This is a genomic window from Pseudonocardia sp. CA-142604, assembly GCF_050948475.1.
Classification (GTDB): Bacteria; Actinomycetota; Actinomycetes; order Mycobacteriales; family Pseudonocardiaceae; genus Pseudonocardia; species Pseudonocardia alaniniphila.
In genome coordinates this window covers 3503346-3519200 of sequence record NZ_CP192045.1, presented here as the reverse complement: position 1 = coordinate 3519200, position 15855 = coordinate 3503346, and the positions used below count along the sequence as shown (strand labels likewise).

Annotated in this window: 15 protein-coding genes; 10 read left to right on the top strand and 5 right to left on the bottom strand. The window is 67.8% G+C overall.

Annotated elements, in window-relative coordinates; genetic code table 11:
* Positions 1 to 249: 249 nt before the first annotated feature.
* The gene (locus ACQPZQ_RS16120; protein ID WP_433296450.1) at positions 250 to 978 is read right to left on the bottom strand and encodes an SDR family NAD(P)-dependent oxidoreductase; all 729 of its coding nucleotides are present in this window, start codon (positions 976 to 978) and stop codon (positions 250 to 252) included.
* Positions 979 to 1473: 495 nt separating this feature from the next.
* On the opposite strand from ACQPZQ_RS16120, the gene ACQPZQ_RS16115 reads away from it, so the two are divergent.
* A complete protein-coding gene (locus ACQPZQ_RS16115; protein WP_433296448.1) occupies positions 1474 to 1824 on the top strand; it encodes a hypothetical protein in 351 nt (116 codons plus the stop codon).
* Between the two features lie 254 nt (positions 1825 to 2078).
* On the top strand, positions 2079 to 3359 hold the full coding sequence (locus ACQPZQ_RS16110) for an acyl-CoA dehydrogenase family protein (protein WP_433296446.1): 1281 nt from the start codon (positions 2079 to 2081) through the stop codon (positions 3357 to 3359).
* Positions 3360 to 3717: 358 nt separating this feature from the next.
* On the opposite strand, the gene ACQPZQ_RS16105 is transcribed toward ACQPZQ_RS16110, so the two are convergent.
* Complete coding sequence (locus tag ACQPZQ_RS16105) at positions 3718 to 4434, bottom strand: TetR/AcrR family transcriptional regulator (protein WP_433296444.1); 717 nt, start codon at positions 4432 to 4434, stop codon at positions 3718 to 3720.
* A gap of 100 nt (positions 4435 to 4534) precedes the next feature.
* On the opposite strand from ACQPZQ_RS16105, the gene ACQPZQ_RS16100 reads away from it, so the two are divergent.
* A complete protein-coding gene (locus tag ACQPZQ_RS16100; RefSeq protein ID WP_433296441.1) occupies positions 4535 to 4945 on the top strand; it encodes an aldo/keto reductase in 411 nt (136 codons plus the stop codon).
* Between the two features lie 4 nt (positions 4946 to 4949).
* On the top strand, positions 4950 to 6161 hold the full coding sequence (locus ACQPZQ_RS16095) for a PQQ-dependent sugar dehydrogenase (RefSeq protein WP_433296439.1): 1212 nt from the start codon (positions 4950 to 4952) through the stop codon (positions 6159 to 6161).
* A 204-nt stretch (positions 6162 to 6365) separates the two neighbouring features.
* Here the strand turns inward: ACQPZQ_RS16095 and ACQPZQ_RS16090 are convergent, their stop codons facing one another.
* Positions 6366 to 7715, bottom strand: a complete 1350-nt coding sequence (locus ACQPZQ_RS16090) for an eCIS core domain-containing protein (RefSeq protein ID WP_433296437.1) — start codon at positions 7713 to 7715, stop codon at positions 6366 to 6368.
* Between the two features lie 469 nt (positions 7716 to 8184).
* Between ACQPZQ_RS16090 and ACQPZQ_RS16085 the strand changes: the two genes are divergently transcribed.
* The 5 genes from ACQPZQ_RS16085 to ACQPZQ_RS16065 all read left to right on the top strand — a co-directional run bounded on the left by ACQPZQ_RS16085 (position 8185) and on the right by ACQPZQ_RS16065 (position 12991).
* The gene (locus ACQPZQ_RS16085) at positions 8185 to 8448 is read left to right on the top strand and encodes an NAD(P)-binding protein (RefSeq protein WP_433296435.1); all 264 of its coding nucleotides are present in this window, start codon (positions 8185 to 8187) and stop codon (positions 8446 to 8448) included.
* Between the two features lie 287 nt (positions 8449 to 8735).
* Positions 8736 to 8894 (top strand): hypothetical protein, encoded by a 159-nt coding sequence (locus ACQPZQ_RS16080; protein WP_433296433.1) that lies wholly within the window; start codon positions 8736 to 8738, stop codon positions 8892 to 8894.
* Positions 8860 to 10620: a GAF domain-containing sensor histidine kinase gene (locus ACQPZQ_RS16075; protein ID WP_433296431.1), complete on the top strand. Its 1761-nt coding sequence runs from the start codon at positions 8860 to 8862 to the stop codon at positions 10618 to 10620. Before ACQPZQ_RS16080 ends, ACQPZQ_RS16075 begins: the two co-directional genes overlap by 35 nt.
* A 1439-nt stretch (positions 10621 to 12059) precedes the next feature.
* Positions 12060 to 12209 carry a DUF4863 family protein gene (locus ACQPZQ_RS16070; protein ID WP_433299243.1) on the top strand — a complete coding sequence of 50 codons (150 nt, stop codon included), beginning with the start codon at positions 12060 to 12062 and terminating at the stop codon, positions 12207 to 12209.
* 92 nt (positions 12210 to 12301) lie between these two features.
* Positions 12302 to 12991 carry a nitroreductase gene (locus tag ACQPZQ_RS16065; protein ID WP_433296429.1) on the top strand — a complete coding sequence of 230 codons (690 nt, stop codon included), beginning with the start codon at positions 12302 to 12304 and terminating at the stop codon, positions 12989 to 12991.
* 110 nt (positions 12992 to 13101) lie between these two features.
* Here ACQPZQ_RS16065 and ACQPZQ_RS16060 read toward each other — a convergent pair whose 3' ends face one another.
* Positions 13102 to 13797 (bottom strand): DNA alkylation repair protein, encoded by a 696-nt coding sequence (locus ACQPZQ_RS16060; RefSeq protein WP_433299241.1) that lies wholly within the window; start codon positions 13795 to 13797, stop codon positions 13102 to 13104.
* A 660-nt stretch (positions 13798 to 14457) separates the two neighbouring features.
* Between ACQPZQ_RS16060 and ACQPZQ_RS16055 the strand changes: the two genes are divergently transcribed.
* Complete coding sequence (locus tag ACQPZQ_RS16055; protein ID WP_433296427.1) at positions 14458 to 14622, top strand: hypothetical protein; 165 nt, start codon at positions 14458 to 14460, stop codon at positions 14620 to 14622.
* A 214-nt stretch (positions 14623 to 14836) separates the two neighbouring features.
* On the opposite strand, the gene ACQPZQ_RS16050 is transcribed toward ACQPZQ_RS16055, so the two are convergent.
* Positions 14837 to 15724 (bottom strand): fructose bisphosphate aldolase, encoded by an 888-nt coding sequence (locus ACQPZQ_RS16050; RefSeq protein WP_433296425.1) that lies wholly within the window; start codon positions 15722 to 15724, stop codon positions 14837 to 14839.
* Between the last annotated feature and the right edge of the window lie 131 nt (positions 15725 to 15855).

Here is a 15855-nt window from a genome sequence, read left to right as displayed (position 1 = left end):
TCACGTCATCCTGGTAGTAGCGCTGCACAGTCTGCAGTGGGCGCATTCTCCTTCGTCGTCCAGTTCGAGCAGCGGCCATGATCGACCCGCAAATCCCGGGCCGGAGTCCGGACGACCCGTGGCCGGTCGGCTCGATGCCACCGACCCCGGTGTGGGCCCGGGTGTGGGCGAGCACCCGGGGCACCCACCAACCCCACCGCATCCGAGCCCATCGGATCCCCCTCGCCCGTCCTCGGCATCACCTTCGGATCAGGGCGCGAGGTAACCGCCGTCGACGACGAGTGAGGTGCCGGTGACATAGCTGGCCTCGTCGCTGGCGAGGAACAACGCCGCGTACGCGGTCTCGATCGGCACGCCCGGTCGCTTGAGCACGGTGCCCGCAATGAGCGCCGCATTGATCTCGGGAGCCTGGTACTCGTTCATCGGCGAGAGGATGTAGCCGGGATGGAGGGAGTTGCAGCGCACCCCGTCCTGGCCGTGGGTGGCCGCGACGTTCTTGCTGACGTTGAGGATCGCACCCTTGGCGGCCTGATACGCATACGAGTTGGGCACGCCGGCCAGGCCCCAGATGGACGAGACGTTGATGATCGAGCCCGCCCGCTGCTGGATCATGTGCGGCAGCACCTCGCGCATGCCGAGGAAGATGCTCTTCAGGTCGATATCGAGCACCCGGTCGTACTGCTCGTCCGTCGTCTCGAGGATCGGCTCGTACTCGCACACCGCCGCGTTGTTGATCAAAATGTCGATACGTCCGTGCTCGGCCACGATGTCCGCCACGACGGACTTCCACTGATCGGGCTGTGTGACATCCATCTTCACGAAGGTGACCTTGCTGTCCACGGCGTCGGCTGCGTCGAGGACGTCGCCCGACACGACGGCCGTCGCACCCTCGCGCATGAACAACTCGGCCATCTCACGGCCCTGGCCGCGGGCTGCGCCGGTGATGAGCGCGACCTTGTCCTTCAGGCGATCCACCATCGGATTCCGCTCCTAGCTCGAGGTCGTGGGTCAGGACTTGTCGTCGGGCAGCGCCACCCCCGCCGCTTCGATCTCCTTGAGCAGGATCAGCACCGCCGACGTCGCGGCGCGAATGCCGAGGACCGAGTCTCCTGGTGCGCCCCGCCGTAGCCGATCGCGTTCTCGATGTGCGGCTTCCGCCCCTTCACGTACGCCGCGTCGCCGCCACGTCGAAGGTGATGTAGATGAACTCGTTCACCTTCGGTTCTCGGGTGCCGTCCCGACACGGGACGTCGTACATCTCTGCTCCCTCGGGTCGGCTTGCTCCGCCGCCGCGACCGACGGTGGCGTCCGACTGTATGCTTGTCGGACAAAAATCCGCAAGCGCGCAAGGCCAGCAGTACCAGGTGCGAGCGGTGGGCGCCCCGAACGTGAGACCGGGCGGAGCCAGCGACCGAACCCCCGAGCCGCGACAGCGATCCTGCACGAACAGCCCTGCTACGCCACCATCAGCGCATGCCGAAGTACCGGGTCAACGACGCCGCGGTCGACCACGCCCACCACCTCATCGACGCCCGACGCTACGTCCTCCGAAGCCGTTGGGGAGACGTTCAACCCTCCGCCGCCGATGCCACTCGCTATCTCAAGACCCACACCTGGGACGAGTACGCCGCCTGGCATCTCGGCCTCACCGACGGCGCAGACGAGCACACCAAGCGCCGCTATGCCTTCGTCCTCGGCGACTACACGCGCATCCATCGGATGGGGATCATCTCTTGCCACTATCGAGCCGCGGAGTGGGGCCACAAGGACATCGAGCTCGCCGCCCACGAGATCCTGCAATACCTGGACAACTCCCGCAAATGACGGACACCGATAGCAACACCCATCGACGGGGGACGCCGGCGCCGCCCGAATCAAGTTGGTCGACGTGAATACTTTCATTCATGTGGGTACTAGAGGGTCGGACTTGTCCGCGGATACCCGTTCCTCGGCGGGGTACTGTCGAGTGAGTCGCGGTCATGGGGGATCTCGGGTCGAGCGGAAAGCGACGCCCTTATCGTGGGGCGTGTGCAGTTAGGGACGAAGCCCGCTCCGGCGCTCGATCGGGGTGGGCTTTTATGTCGATTCCGGTCAATCGATCGCAGGCCGGGCGAAATTGCCGACAGCATCGAGGGGACTGTATGAGTGCGTCCGTGTCCGTGCCGACCGATCTCAACGACCCGGCTGAACGGGCGGAGCTGACCGCTGCTGCTCGGGAGCTGGTGCCGCTGCTGCGGTCGCAGGCGGCGGAGACCGAACGGCGGGGGAATCTGACGCCGGAGGTGGATGCGGCGTTGCGCGCGGGGGGTTTCTACACGTTGACCGCGCCGCGGAGGTTCGGTGGTCGCGAGGCCGGCGTGCGGACGGTCATCGACGTGTTCGCGGAGCTGGCTCGTGGCTGCGGGGCGAGCGCCTGGGTCGGGAAGATTTATTGCGGTTCTGCGTTCATGGCCTCGCTGTTCGACGATCAGGCCCGGTGCGACATCTGGGGCACGGACGCTCACGTGGCGGTGAGCGCGGCGCTGAAACGTGCCCCGTCGAACTCGGTGCGGTCGGCGCCGGGTGGGATCAGGGTCAGCGGGGAATGGCGCTACGCCTCGGGGATCCATCAGGCGCAGTGGGTGCTGTTGCGGGTGCTCGTCGATGCCGGCTCGACGCGGGAGCCCGATGACCGCCTCGTCCTTGTCCCGGCCTGCGACATCGAGGTGAAAGACAGCTGGGACATGGCCGGCATGGAGGGCACCGGCAGCGACAGCGTCGTCGTTCGTGATGCGTTCGTGCCGGAGTACCGCACTATGGCCGCGCGGAGGTTGCGCGGTTCGCGGCAGCGGTGGCAGGAGGGCGAGCGGGTCTATCTCGCGCGGGTTCAATCGTGGCTGCGGGTGTCGCTCGCGGGCCCGATCACCGGGATGGCCCAGGGTGCGTTGGAGCATGTGCTCGAGACGCTGGGTGGCGGGAAGCCGATCACCGGCTCGACCTACACCGATGCGATCCGCTCGCCGAGTGTCCAGTTGGGGATCGCCGAGGCCGCCTCACTCATCGACACCGCCCGGCTGCACGCCTACCGCGCGGCCGCCGACATCGAAGCCGCCTCGATCGACGGCCGCCGGTTGGACGTTGCGGCCCGGGCCCGCATCAGGATGGACAACGGCGTGGTCATGCAGCGGTGCCGGGAGGCAATGGAACTGCTGCTCGACATCGGCGGAATCGCGGGCTTCCGTCGCAGCAACCCACTCCAGCGGTTCTGGCGCGACCTGGCCACCGGATCCCGGCATGCGGGGGTGTCGACCTCGCTGGGCAGGGAGATCTACGGGCGGGCCCTCCTGGGCGTCGAGAAACAGATCACAGGGGTTGTCTGAGGGCGGCGCCTCGATCGTCCGTTTCGGTGGGCTCGGGCGGCTACGGAATTCGACCAGAGGGGACGCTGTGAATGTCGCGGAATTCGCATCCGGTGCACTGCGCGAACCCGCGGAACGGAGTAGATGTCCAACGCCCGTGAGCTCGTCCCGCTGCTGAAAGCGCACGCGGTGGAGACCGAACGGCTGGGTACCCGCCCCGGAGGGGCACGAAGCCCTGCGCTCAGCCGGCTTCTACACATTGACCGCACCGCGGGTGCTGCTCGGTATCGACCGTCACACCGGCGAGTCCGGCGTGGTCCTGGCGGCGCAGCCCGGCCGCGCGGCAGGCCCGGGCCACCAGCAGACGGCTGCCGTTTCGTCAGGAGGCGCGGGGCGCGGCTCGGCCCTCGGCGGCGACCCGGTCGAGCCACTCCCGCAGGAGCCCACGCTCGGCGTCGGTGAGCACCGTCAGCTCCGGCAGGAGGGCCCGCAGTGTCACAGCCGTGGCGACGGACCCGGCACCGGCCTCGGTGCGGCCGCGTCCGTCGGTCGTTATGGCACTGATCACCGACTCCCGGGCGAACTCGGAGAGGTCGAGATCGCGCTGCTCGGGAGCCATGCCGATCAGCGTGAGCGTCACGCCGCGCCCCGTCGAGTGCACCAGGTGCGCAGCCCGCTCCTCACCCACCCGTAGGCGGCCCGCCGCGGCGACGCGCCGGATCATGCCCGCGAGCACAGCGGCGGCCTGGCGCTCGGCCGCCGACTCGACGCCCGGCCGCGCTTCCCCGAAGACGAGCGCGTAGAGCGCGGGGTGCTCCAGCCCGAAGCCGACGTGCAGGTCCCACCCCCGCCGCAGGTCCACCACCGGATCCGGATCCCGCTCCCGAACGGTCTTGCTGTGCAGGTATTCGGCGATCCCGTGGACGGCGACAGCTTCGAGCAGACCCTGCTTGTCACCGAAGAGGCGGTAGATCGTCGGTGCCTGCACACCCGCCGCGGCGCTCACCGCCCGCGTCGACACCGCCTCGCGCCCGCCCTCCGCCAGCAGCTCAGCCGCCGCCTCGACGATGCGCCCTCGGGTCGCGTCCGCGTCCATGTTTCCAACGATAACACAGAGCCGTTATCGATGATTGCATAATCACTGGAAACATGCTTCGGTTATCGCTGGAAGCGAGACCGACCCGAGGAGGATGACAATGGACACGCGCAGGCTGGGCACCGACGGCCCGCAGGTCTCTGCGCTGGGACTCGGCGCGATGGGTATGTCCGACCTCTACGGCCCGGCCGACGAGGCCGAGAGCATCGCCACGATCCACCAGGGTGAGAACCTGGCCGTCAACCTGGCCCTCGTCGACGCCTTGCGTACGGTCGCGGAGTCGATCGGGGCCACCGTGGCACAGGTCGCGATCGGGTGGGTGGCCTCCCGTGGCGCCGATGTCGTGCCGCTCGTGGGCGCCCAGGGACGCGACCGTCTGCAGGAGTCGCTCGCGGCCGCCGACCTCGTCCCGAGCGATGAGGTCATCGGGGCCATCGGAGCGGCCGTGCCCGCCGCCGCCGGTGAGCGCTACCCCGAGCAGCAGATGGCCGGCCTCGACAGCGAGGGATGACGAGATGCCCAGGAAGTCTCGCTCACCGTTGCCGGCGCTGCTCGCTCTCGCGCTTGTGGCGGGATGTGCAGCCACGCCCGGGGGCCCCCTCGACTCAGCGCCCACCGATAGCACCGCTGTCTCGAGCCGCAACTACCCCGACGACGACAGCGCACCCGCGGTCAGCCCGGTGGTTCCACCGGTGACCGGCGCACCGCGAGGGCCCGTGGCTCCGGTCGAGGTCCCGCGGCTGGGGGCGGTCACCGAGGTGGCCTCGGGACTGCGTATGCCGTGGGGTCTGACGTTCCTGCCGGACGGATCGGCGCTGGTGTCGAGCCGCGACTCCGGTGACATCAGCCATGTCCCGCCGGGCGGAGGGTCGGTGTCGAGGGTCGGGACGATCCCCGGGGTGACCGAGAGCGCCGAGGGCGGCCTGCTGGGCCTTGCCGCCTCCCCGGACTTCGCCGTCGACCGGACCGTGTACGCGTACGTGTCCGCCAGCCCGACGAACCGGGTGGTCGCGGTGCAGGTCGCCGAGGACCTGCGCTCCATGACCGTCGGGCGGATCGTCCTGGACGGGATCGGCACGGCGGACCGTCACCACGGGGGCAAGCTGGTCTTCGACCGGGACGGCAACCTCTGGATCGGCACCGGCGACGCGTTCGAGGGCGGCCGTTCCCCCGACCCGAACTCGCTCAACGGGAAGGTGCTGCGGATCCGCCCGGACGGCTCACCGGCGGCGGGCAACCCCTTCGGTACCGCGGTGTTCTCACTGGGGCACCGCAACGTGCAAGGGATCGCGTTCGGGCCGGACGGCGCGGTGTATGCGTCGGAGCTCGGCCACCGCACCTGGGACGAGGTCAACCTCCTACGACCCGGCCTGGACTACGGGTGGCCCGCAGCCGAGGGTGTCGCGGGATCCACCGGCGAACCGCCGATCTTCGCGCTGCACCCGGACGAGGCGTCGCCTTCCGGCATCGCACTGACCGCCAACTCCCTCTGGATGGGTGCTCTGTCCGGGCAACGGCTCTGGCAGCTCCCGGTCAGCTCCGGGCAGCCTGCCGGCGAGCCGATCTCGCATTTCGTCGGCCAGTACGGGCGGATCCGAGCGGTCGAGCTCGCCCCGGACGGCACGCTGTGGATCGTCACCTCCAACACCGACGAGGCGACCTGGGGAGGCACCGACCCCCGTACCGGCGACGACCGGATCCTCCGCGTCGAGCTGATCGCTCGATGACCGGCCCTGGCGTCCACCGCCGCATGGGTCGGGGACAATCCACGTCGCCGTGACTGCGGCGATAGATCATTGAGATGCGCTGGCGTCGGCCCGGGACAACCACCGTGAGCAATCCACGTAGTGGGCACGACCTGCACCTCGAATACGCCGGCGTGTTACAGCAAATCCCCATCGACTTCTTCGCGACGTTCAGCGATCAGACGGTCATGCGCCGTGCTTCGTCTCGGCCAGTCCGATCACAACTCCGAAGTGTCGGCTCATCCGGCGAGCGACATTGTCCATCCACCGCAGGGAGTCCTCGGTCCTGAGCCCGGGACGCACCTTGCGACCCATGTAGCGACCGGACTTGTCGTTGATGACGAAATGGCCGGGCCCCTGCTCGCCCTCCGCCGGGCCGCTCCAGAGCAACTCCCCCGAGAACCTGGCCGGCTGGGTCTTCGTTCGGCCGAGCGACTCGAATCCTGCCGCAATGGTCGGATGGCCCGAGGCGTTCAGTCGCATCCGCAGGTCCTGCATGGTGAGCGCGGGGTCCTTCTCATGCATTCCGTTGAAGAGCCGAGTCCATTCTGCGTCCTCGACCACCGTGTCGATCATCTCGGTGCCCATCAGGATCTCTCCGCGGGCACCGACCGAGAAGCACCAGACGGCCTGTCGTCCGCGGTCCAGAAGGAGCGCTGGAGGAAAATCCTCGAGCCGGTACCACACTGGGTTGAGCCGGACATTTTCGTCATCTGCAAGTTCGGATTCCGGCTTGACCCGGTGAGGTCCCACCAAGGGTCCGTAGTCGCGCTCCAGACGTTTCCTCCGACCCGCATCCGCCAGCGCGGCCACGTCAGCGGTCTCCGACGATCCGAAGAACGGCGCCCGCTGTACGGACAGACCGGATCCGGTCTCGTGTGTCACGGCCGTGGCGAGCGGTCGGTCCAGCGGCGCCAGGGACCGGCGTCCGCCGACCGCGCGGTCCGCCATCATCTCGGCCTCGCGTTCGAAACGATCGTGCGGATCGCTGATCGACAGACCGTTACCCGCATCGGTGCCCGACACCGGGCCACGGCTCTGCTGCCGCACGTGCCACAACTCGTGAGCCAGGGTGTGCAGGTCACTCGCTCCGGCACCGAGCACCACGTGCTGACCAGAGGTGTAGGCACGGGCGCCGATCTCGAGTGCGGACCGCTGCGCGACCGTGTCAGTGTGCATCCGGACCCGAGAGAAATCCGCCCCGAGGCTTTCCTCCATTCGGGCACGAACGCTCGACTCCAGCGACCGGCCACTACTGCGGAGCACCTCTGGCACATGCGTCGGTTCCGGCGCGGACTCTGATTCAGCCCGTTGCAACTCGATCAACCGGGTGACCGCGCGATTACCCGCAGAACGCTGCAGGATCATCACGGCTAGCTGCTCCGGACTGTAGCCACCCCTCGTCGATCGCGCATCGTTGTGCCGTCGGTGACCATGTACCGAAGAGTCCTGCACATGTTCGCCGTGACGGCCATGCCGACTGCGGTTGTACAACTGACTTACCCCCCTATCCGCATTCGGTGTCGAGCTCCGCACTATTACCCCACGGGGAGTATTCCGTGCGCTGAGTGACAGACCCCTAGCGTGGAGTAATAGTGGAACCGAGGAGCCAATCAAATCTGAACTGACGATAAATGATCAGTAGATGGAACATGTATAGGACGCCTCGATTGAATGGGACCTTGGGCCCCTTGGTCGAAATATGACTTATGTTCTTTAGATCGCTCGTGTGCGATTTTGCAACTCTCGAACGAGGCTGGGGATGTCGCGTATCGCGGCGGCCGTGGGATACCTGGATCTCAGGACGTTCGAACGGGCGTTTCGGCAACAGTTCGCGATGGCTCCGGCCGACTGGCGCGGTGAGCACGGTCAACACCGGCTTTACGTGATCGATCTTCCGCCATTTACGGAACCCCGCCGGCAGTTGAATTGCAACGTTGCGAAAATAGGCTGTTGATCAGATGGCTGTGGCACTGCGAGTTTCGTGGTGCGCAATGGAGGGTGCATGGCACACGACTATGTCATCGTCGGGGGTGGTACGGCGGGTTGTGTGGTCGCCGCGGGGTTGTCCCGGGACCCGCAGGCTCGGGTACTGCTCCTCGAGGCGGGTGCGGCCGTGGCGTTGCCTGCTGGGTGGGCTCAGCTGCGGGGAACGCAGGTCGACTGGGCGGACGCGACCGTTCCGCAGGCGGGAGCGGATGGCCGTACCGCTCCTGGGCCACCTTCGCCGCTCTGGCCTGCGTCTGTCCGCTCCCGCCTCCTCCGGTAGCACCGGTTCACACGCGGCGGCGACTTCCGCCTCAACCAGGCGCTTTACACCATCGTCTGACCGGATCGGGCACGGCCGGCGAACCCGTACCGACCTGAATAATCGCGCGCGGACGGCCACCACCCATGCCAGAGCCGCGCATCGAGCATGATCACGCCGGAACCTCCATACCAAGATCATGACTTGGCGCTGCCCTGAGTATCGGGAGGTAGAGCGCGATGGGACTGTTCGCGAGTCAAGACGCGTATCCGCGACTCGGGCTCGCAAAGACCACCTGAGAGAAACGGATGGGAGTTCCCGCTGCGGGGGCCATCCAGGCGCCCGAGAACCGAAGCGGCGAGCACGGCCCGCGCTGGGATCCCGCGCGGACGGTGAAGTCGCCGTTGCTCGCGGGTGAGGTCCTGCTGCTCGATGATGCGGCACCGCCCGCAGCGGCCGGGTTCTAGGATGCTGTGGTCGGCGACACATTCCCGCCGCGCTGCGGACTTCGCCCTTGCTGAGCACGCAGGCTCGTCCAGGGCGCTGGCTGTCCCAGCCGGCCCAGTTGCCGACGGGACCGGGCACTGGCGCTTCTGTCACCAGCTTGACGGGAAGGGCGACCTTGACGTGCATAAATCGTCTTCCACGGAGCCCGCCGCGGCACGACGCCGGCTGGCTGCAGGGCGCGCGGGGCCTTCCATGCGGCGGCGGCTCGCCGGGACTGTGATCGGGCTGGTCCTTCTTCCCCTACTTACCCTGGGTCTGACCCGGCTTCGCGGCGTCCTTAACCTGCCCAGCCAGATGCTGCTCTTCCTGCTCGTTGTCGTGGTGGTGGCGCTGGTCGGTGGGCTGGTTCCGGCGTTGGCCGCTGCGGTCGCGGCCGCGGCGCTGCTGGCCTACTACTTCATCCGGCCGCTCTACGACGTCGCCATCGCCGACCTCAACGACGTGGTGGCTCTGGTTGCGTTCCTCCTCATCGCCGGCGCGGTCAGCGAGATTGTCGCCCTGGCCGAGGGCCGCACCCGTGAGGCCGAAACCCTGGCGAAGGCGAACGCCGCGAGCCGCGAGGAGCTGCGCGTGCTCGCCGACGAGCAAGCGGCGTTGCGCCGGGTCGCCACGCTCGTCGCCCGCGGCACACCGGCGGCCGAGGTGTTCTCGGCCGTTGCGCAGGAGGTCGGCCACGTCCTCGGCGCAGACGGCACGATCATCGTCCGCCTCGATCCCGACGGCGCAACGACCGTCGCCGCCGGCGCCGGCGTACACCCCGCCGAGCTCCCGGTGGGAAGCCGCTGGAAGCCTGAGCCGCCACTGGCCATGGCGGCTGCCTTGCGTACGGGCTGTCCGGCTCGCTGCGACGACTACAGCCAAGCCTCCGGCGCGGCCGGTGACACCGTCCGCCGGTTGGGACTCCGGACGTCGGTCGCGGCGCCGATCGTCGTCGAGGGGCGGCTGTGGGGCGCGATCGGCGCCGGGGCACGGCACGACCACTTCCCGGCCGATACCGAGCAGCGCATGGCCGGGTTCACCGAACTCGTCGGCACCGCGCTTGCGAACGCCGACAGCCGCGCCGAGCTCACCGCCTCCCGGGCCCGAATCGTCGCCGCCGCCGACGACGCCCGACGCCGCATCGAACGCGACCTGCACGACGGCACCCAGCAGCGCCTGGTCTCGCTCGGCCTCACGCTGCGCCTGGCCCAGGCCGCCTTGCCCGCGGACCTCCCCCAGCTACACACGCGGATCGGTCGGGTCGTGCACGAGCTCGACGGGGCGATCGAGGAGCTGCGCACGATCTCCCATGGCATCCACCCGGCGATCCTCTCCGAGGGCGGGCTCGGCCCGGCCCTGCGCACACTCACCCGCCGCACCGCGATCCCGGTGGAGCTGGAGTTTCGGGCGCAAACCCGCTTCGCGCCCCCGATCGAGGTGGCGGCCTACTACGTCGTGTCGGAGGCGCTCGCCAACACCACCAAACACGCCCCCGCCGCGTGCGCGCACGTCACCGTCGAACAACGCGACACCCTGCTGCGCCTGTCGATCCGCGACGACGGCATCGGCGGTGCCCATCCCGCCGGAGGGTCCGGCCTGATCGGCCTACGCGACCGGGTGCAGGCCCTGGGCGGGTCGATCGAGGTCGACAGCCGCCCCGGGGAAGGGACGGCGATCCTCGTCGAGCTACCGCTGCAACCAGACTGACCGGTCGACCCGCCCTGGGATGCGAGGGGCTCCATCGTGTAGTGGGCCACCGCGTCGCCACAAAATCAGCTGACGACCTCGACGCGAGCGCCACCACCAGGCTATCCGCCACGCCGGCCGACGTTGCGTCGTCCCGCGCGGCTCCGACCCCTACAGACATCGGGCAAGGTTTGTGGTCGCCGGCGGCGGTCAGGTGCACCTGCCCTCGCAGAGCGACAGGTCTCCGGGATGGCGCGCGTCATCCCACCGACCTCCCTGAGGCCACCACACGTCGACCCACGACGAGGGTGCGGGTTTAGGGCGAACGCAGACCCGATGGCGTCAGCCGGACGCGGCGGTGTGACCGCGATGGTCGATCCGTGTCGGCTCACGACGCACGGCGACCGGGCCCATCCACGGCAGCCCGCGCCGGACGCAGCGACTGCAGATTACGGAACCAGACCGTGCAGTCCGCCGCTGCGCCCCCGGCAACGCCACCACTCGTAGGCCTGCAGGTAGGCCGCGGGATCCTTACCGGCCGGCGCCATCTCGGTGCTACGTCGAGTGGAGTCGGCGCATTACTCACCACGGGCAGTCGGCCCGGCATCCCGGGAACCGACCGACTGGCATCCACGGGTATGTACCCAGTAGTTCGACGGGTGCGAAGAAGCCGATCGCCATCGGATAGTGCATGTGCGGCCAAGGATCCTACGTCGGACCGATCTCGAAGGCCCCGGACGCCGACAAGGGGCGTGTCGATCGAGTGAGCTGTCACGGCCTCGTTGCCTCCGGCTAGCGGTGATCTTCGTGCTTGCTCCAGCCGGGGGGGTATCCGCCGGGGTCGCCGTCAATCCCTGCCGCGCGGTGGCCCCGGCGGGTCGACTGGGACGAGCTCCAGGAGCGAACGAGCATGACCAAGACCATCCTCGTCAGCGGCGCTTTCACAGGAATCAGGCGCCCCTGCTGCCCGTGCGCTGGTCGACGCCGCGGACTTCGCCGGCATGCACGACGTGGCCGGCGACAACGCGGAGCGAAAAAGAGCGTGCAGCTGCGAGCGATCGAGTTCGACGTGTCCTGTGACGAGTCCGTGCGGGACGCGGTCACGACACCATGCGCAGTGGTGCTGACCCGGAGTAAAAGGAGTTGACGATGGCAACCGACCAGGACCTGACCGGCCGGAGCATGCCGTTTCACGCAGAGGTGAAGAACCGGACCAGGCGGTGAGCTGGAGACCCGGCTGAACCAGACTCACCGACCTGGCAGCGCTGTGTACGACGACCCGTCCCGCATGATCACTGAAGGTGTCCGTGGCGGCCGGGCGGCGAATCTGGAGGTGGACGGCCGCAAGCCGCATCGCCGAACCGCACGACGTCCTGCGCTGCTTCAGCATCCGTACGGCGAGCTCAACCTGGTCGTGCCGCTGGGCCACGACCAGCTGATGGGACCGCGGCCGGAGCGGGCTGGGCTCGACGGCACCGGGACCGGGCAGCCACCACTACCCGGAAGCCGAGGCCGGCGCCCTGATCGCGCTGTACTGCCTGCCCGCGGGGCGGATCTCGTACGACATCACCCGCCGGCCGTGTGGCACCTGCGAGGGATGGTGGCTGTAGAGGGAGTGTGACTGTATGGGCTACGACACGACGTCGTTGACGCGAACAGGCGGCGTGCGAGTTTTCCGCACGAAAGGGGCGTCATGAATTCAATGACGACGGTCGAGGACGCATTGCGCACGCGGCACAGCTGCAGGGCGTTTCTGCCGACGCCAGTGGCGCGAGTGGACATCGAGCGACTACTCATGCTGGCAGACCAGTCGGCCAGCAACTCCAATACGCAACCCTGGCAAGTGCACGTGCTGACCGGTGCTGCGAAGCAGGCCCTGAGCGAGGACCTGCTGCGCGCCTTCGACGCGGAACAGATCGAGAGCGAGGAGTACGACTATCAGCCACGCTCGAACCAATGGCCCGAGCCGTTCCGCTCGCGCCGCCGCAAGTTCGGGGAGGGTCTGTACGGCGACGCGCTCGGGATCGCGAACGGCGATTCTGCCGGCCGGCGTCGGCAGCATCGGCGCAACTACGAATTCTTCGGCGCACCGGTGGAGATCATCCTCACCGTCAGCACCGCTCCCTTGCAGGGCGCGCTGGTGGATGCCGGGTTGTTCTTGCAGGCGCTGATGCTCGCCGCTCGTGGGCTCGGGTTGCACACATGCCCGCAGGCGTCGCTGATCGACTTTCATTCAGTCGTGCGGAGGCACGTGACGATACCCGACGATCACTTGATCGTCTGCGGCGTCGCGCTCGGACATGCGGATCAGGACGACCGCGTCAACACCCAGCACACCGTCCGCGAGCCGCTGGGGTCGTTCGCCAGGTTTTACAGCTCCGCCGTGACGTAGCGGGAAGATTCAGCGTGGCCTGCGGAGGGCGCGAGGTGACCGTCGAGCGGGACCCGACCTGCGCCCCGCTCCCCCGCGGCAGGTGCTTCGTCGGATCACGCAACCGATCGTCACAAGGCGGTGGACACCCGATGACCACGGCGGGTATCAGCAGGAACCTGTCGGCGCACCATCTCGGTGATCCAGATGGGCGCGAACGGAGACGTGCAGCCCGGGGAAGTCGGGTAGCCCTTGAGCACCTCCAGGCGCTCACCGATGTCGATTGCACGGGCGCGGTACTCGGCGTGCTCGATTCCGATCTGAGCCAGGCAGTGGTTCATCGCCCACTGCAGGCGATCCGGGGCGTCCTTCATCTCCGCCTCGATGACGTCGAGCAGCCCTGCGAGGTCGAGGCCACCAGGCTTCTTCGTCACGCGGTCGGTGGTCAGCGCCCAGCCGGCACTCGCGACAACTGGATCCGGATCGGCTGACCAGGCCAGGCGCAATGCTTCGCAGTGCGGGTTCTTCTTCACCACGTAGCTCACGAGCCAGTCGTGCACCTTGGGTGTGCGCGCCTCCCGCAACATCACGTCCAGCTCGTCACGCTCGAACACCTTCGGGCGGCTGATCAGGATCGCCAGCAGTCTCGCCGCGGTGTCATCCGCCTCCCAGAGCTGGCACGCGAGTTCGTGCTGCGTCTTCAGCCGCTTCGCGAGCGCGCGCAGCTTGCTGAGGTTCACACCGTGATCGTCACCATGTTTCTCGTTCACCTCACGTGTCTTCGGGTCCTCGAGCTCGGCCAGCTCGGCCATCACCTCGCCCACCATCGTCTCGGTCCGCGTCGTCTCGGCCACCTCAGCCTCCTATCCATCACGGGAGCGTCGACACCCGAGCTGGCCCTCTGCTGCGTTGCGGGATGTCGGGGATGGCACGGTATCGGCCATTGACAGCGGCCCGCGCGAAACCTGGTGTTTGGTCGTGGCTGCCCACCACACCGGTGTCCGCGCCCTGAGGCCGAAGGTCGCCGGTACCACGCCGCAGGGGCGTGCATGTCCACGCCCTCATCCGCCTCGACACCGACAATCGGGATGCCATACCCGCCCAGCCACGGACATCACCGCCCATGACCTGGCCGAGCTGGTCGCCGGGGCCATCACCACCACCGCATTCACTATGGCGGCCAACTCGACGTCCGCCCTGTCAACGACGTAGGCAGTTCGATGGGCTCGGCCCAAACGCGCTTGACCCTGACCGCCAGGCATCTGACACCGCCTTCAGACCTGCGGGTACGGCTCGATGGGCCTGGTCAGCGTCCACCGGAGTCCACACCCGTCCGGGTTGCGTCGCACTTGATGTCACTCAGTTTGTCGCTCAGCGACAACCCCTCCCGGGGTCCTGCGCCGGAGCGCCAGGGGCTGGCGCGGCCCCTGGGAACTCAGCTGGCCCTACGCGAGTTGACTGATTGATTACCAAGAAATGGGGAGATGATGGCCAGCCCGCTCAGCAAGATCAGCAAATTCCTGAAGAGCCCGCAAGGGCGGAAGCTCACCGAGCAGGCCAAGCGCTACGCGCAGGACCCGCGCAACCGCGCGAAGGCCCAGCAGATGATCGACAAGCTACGGGGTGGCAAGGGCAGCTCCGGGAAGTACTGACCGCGGGCCGTGCGCCGGTCTCCTCAAAGCTGCGCCGCCGGTACGCCGCGGCAGCGGCATGGTCTCGACTCGGCGATCGCGCCCCTGCGCAATACGGCCACGACTCCCGGCGCCGCTGTCGGCGGGGACGTGATCAAGAACCGGCGGCGCCAACAGTAATACGCCTTCGCCCGACGATCGGCGGGAGTATTCACCGCGAGCCCAGAAGGGCGACTCACGTGGTCGAGGCCTGCTCGATGCTCGTGGCCGCCGCCTTGAGCTCGGCGTCGAACTCCTCGTCGGCCTGGTCAATCCGCAGGCCCTCCGTGAGCGCGCGGGAGAAGCTGGCGATCACCCCATGGTTCCGCGCCAGGCGCTCGTTGGCCTCCGCGCGGTTGTAGCCGCCCGACAGCGCAACGACCCGCACTACCCGCGGGTGCTCGACGAACTCCTGGTAGTAGTTGTCCGCCTCGGGCAACGTCAGTTTCAGCAGGACGTGCTGGTCGGGCGCCAGCCGGTCGAGATGGGCTGCGACGGCCCTCCTGAGCATCGCCTCCGCCTTGTGCTTCTCCTGACTGTTGATGTCGATCTCCGGCTCGATGATCGGTATCAGCCCGCCGTGGAGAATCCGATGGGCCAACTCGAACTGCTGGTCGACCACGGCTCCGATCCCCGTGTCGTCGGCTCGATGGATGAACGATCGCATCTTGGTCCCGAAGATCCCCTTCTCGACCGCGCCGGCGACGAGCCCTTCGACGTCGGGGATCGGCTTCATCTCCTGCACGCCGTTCCCCTCCGACTGCAAACCCTTGTCGATCTTCAGAAAGGGGACGATGCCTTTGACGTCCCACAAGTACTCAGCGGTGTCGCGGCCATCAACCCGGCGGTTCATCGTGTCCTCGAAAAGGATCGCGCCGATGATCTGGTCGCCGGTGAAGCTCGGACTGGTGATGATGCGCGTGCGCATTTCGTGGACCCGGTCGAACATCTCGTGCTCGGTGCCATAGCTGCTCTCGTGCACCCCATACAGCTCGAGCGCCTTCGGCGTGCTGCCGCCGCTCTGGTCCAGGGCGGCGATGAACCCCTTCCCGGTCCTCATGCGATCGTACTGCTCGCCGTTCATCCTGAGCGCTCCGTCCTGTGGGTGAAGGCACTATCCGCTCGTGAGCGGTGCACATCTCGATTCTGTCCGTCAGCGTCCTCCCCGCCATGTGTACTCAACATACCCACGAACTGGTCAATCGGGCATACGAT

What these genes read in the sequence shown, in the direction of transcription:
- ACQPZQ_RS16080 (WP_433296433.1), top strand. Translation starts at nt 8,736, where the DNA reads ATGGGAGTTCCCGCTGCGGGGGCCATCCAGGCGCCCGAGAACCGAAGC.
- ACQPZQ_RS16110 (WP_433296446.1), top strand. Translation starts at nt 2,079, where the DNA reads ATGTCGATTCCGGTCAATCGATCGCAGGCCGGGCGAAATTGCCGACAG.
- ACQPZQ_RS16100 (WP_433296441.1), top strand. Translation starts at nt 4,535, where the DNA reads ATGGACACGCGCAGGCTGGGCACCGACGGCCCGCAGGTCTCTGCGCTG.
- ACQPZQ_RS16095 (WP_433296439.1), top strand. Translation starts at nt 4,950, where the DNA reads ATGCCCAGGAAGTCTCGCTCACCGTTGCCGGCGCTGCTCGCTCTCGCG.
- ACQPZQ_RS16065 (WP_433296429.1), top strand. Translation starts at nt 12,302, where the DNA reads ATGACGACGGTCGAGGACGCATTGCGCACGCGGCACAGCTGCAGGGCG.
- ACQPZQ_RS16085 (WP_433296435.1), top strand. Translation starts at nt 8,185, where the DNA reads ATGGCACACGACTATGTCATCGTCGGGGGTGGTACGGCGGGTTGTGTG.
- ACQPZQ_RS16075 (WP_433296431.1), top strand. Translation starts at nt 8,860, where the DNA reads ATGATGCGGCACCGCCCGCAGCGGCCGGGTTCTAGGATGCTGTGGTCG.
- ACQPZQ_RS16120 (WP_433296450.1), bottom strand. Translation starts at nt 978, where the DNA reads ATGGTGGATCGCCTGAAGGACAAGGTCGCGCTCATCACCGGCGCAGCC.
- ACQPZQ_RS16055 (WP_433296427.1), top strand. Translation starts at nt 14,458, where the DNA reads ATGGCCAGCCCGCTCAGCAAGATCAGCAAATTCCTGAAGAGCCCGCAA.
- ACQPZQ_RS16115 (WP_433296448.1), top strand. Translation starts at nt 1,474, where the DNA reads ATGCCGAAGTACCGGGTCAACGACGCCGCGGTCGACCACGCCCACCAC.
- ACQPZQ_RS16105 (WP_433296444.1), bottom strand. Translation starts at nt 4,434, where the DNA reads ATGGACGCGGACGCGACCCGAGGGCGCATCGTCGAGGCGGCGGCTGAG.
- ACQPZQ_RS16060 (WP_433299241.1), bottom strand. Translation starts at nt 13,797, where the DNA reads ATGGTGGGCGAGGTGATGGCCGAGCTGGCCGAGCTCGAGGACCCGAAG.
- ACQPZQ_RS16050 (WP_433296425.1), bottom strand. Translation starts at nt 15,724, where the DNA reads ATGAACGGCGAGCAGTACGATCGCATGAGGACCGGGAAGGGGTTCATC.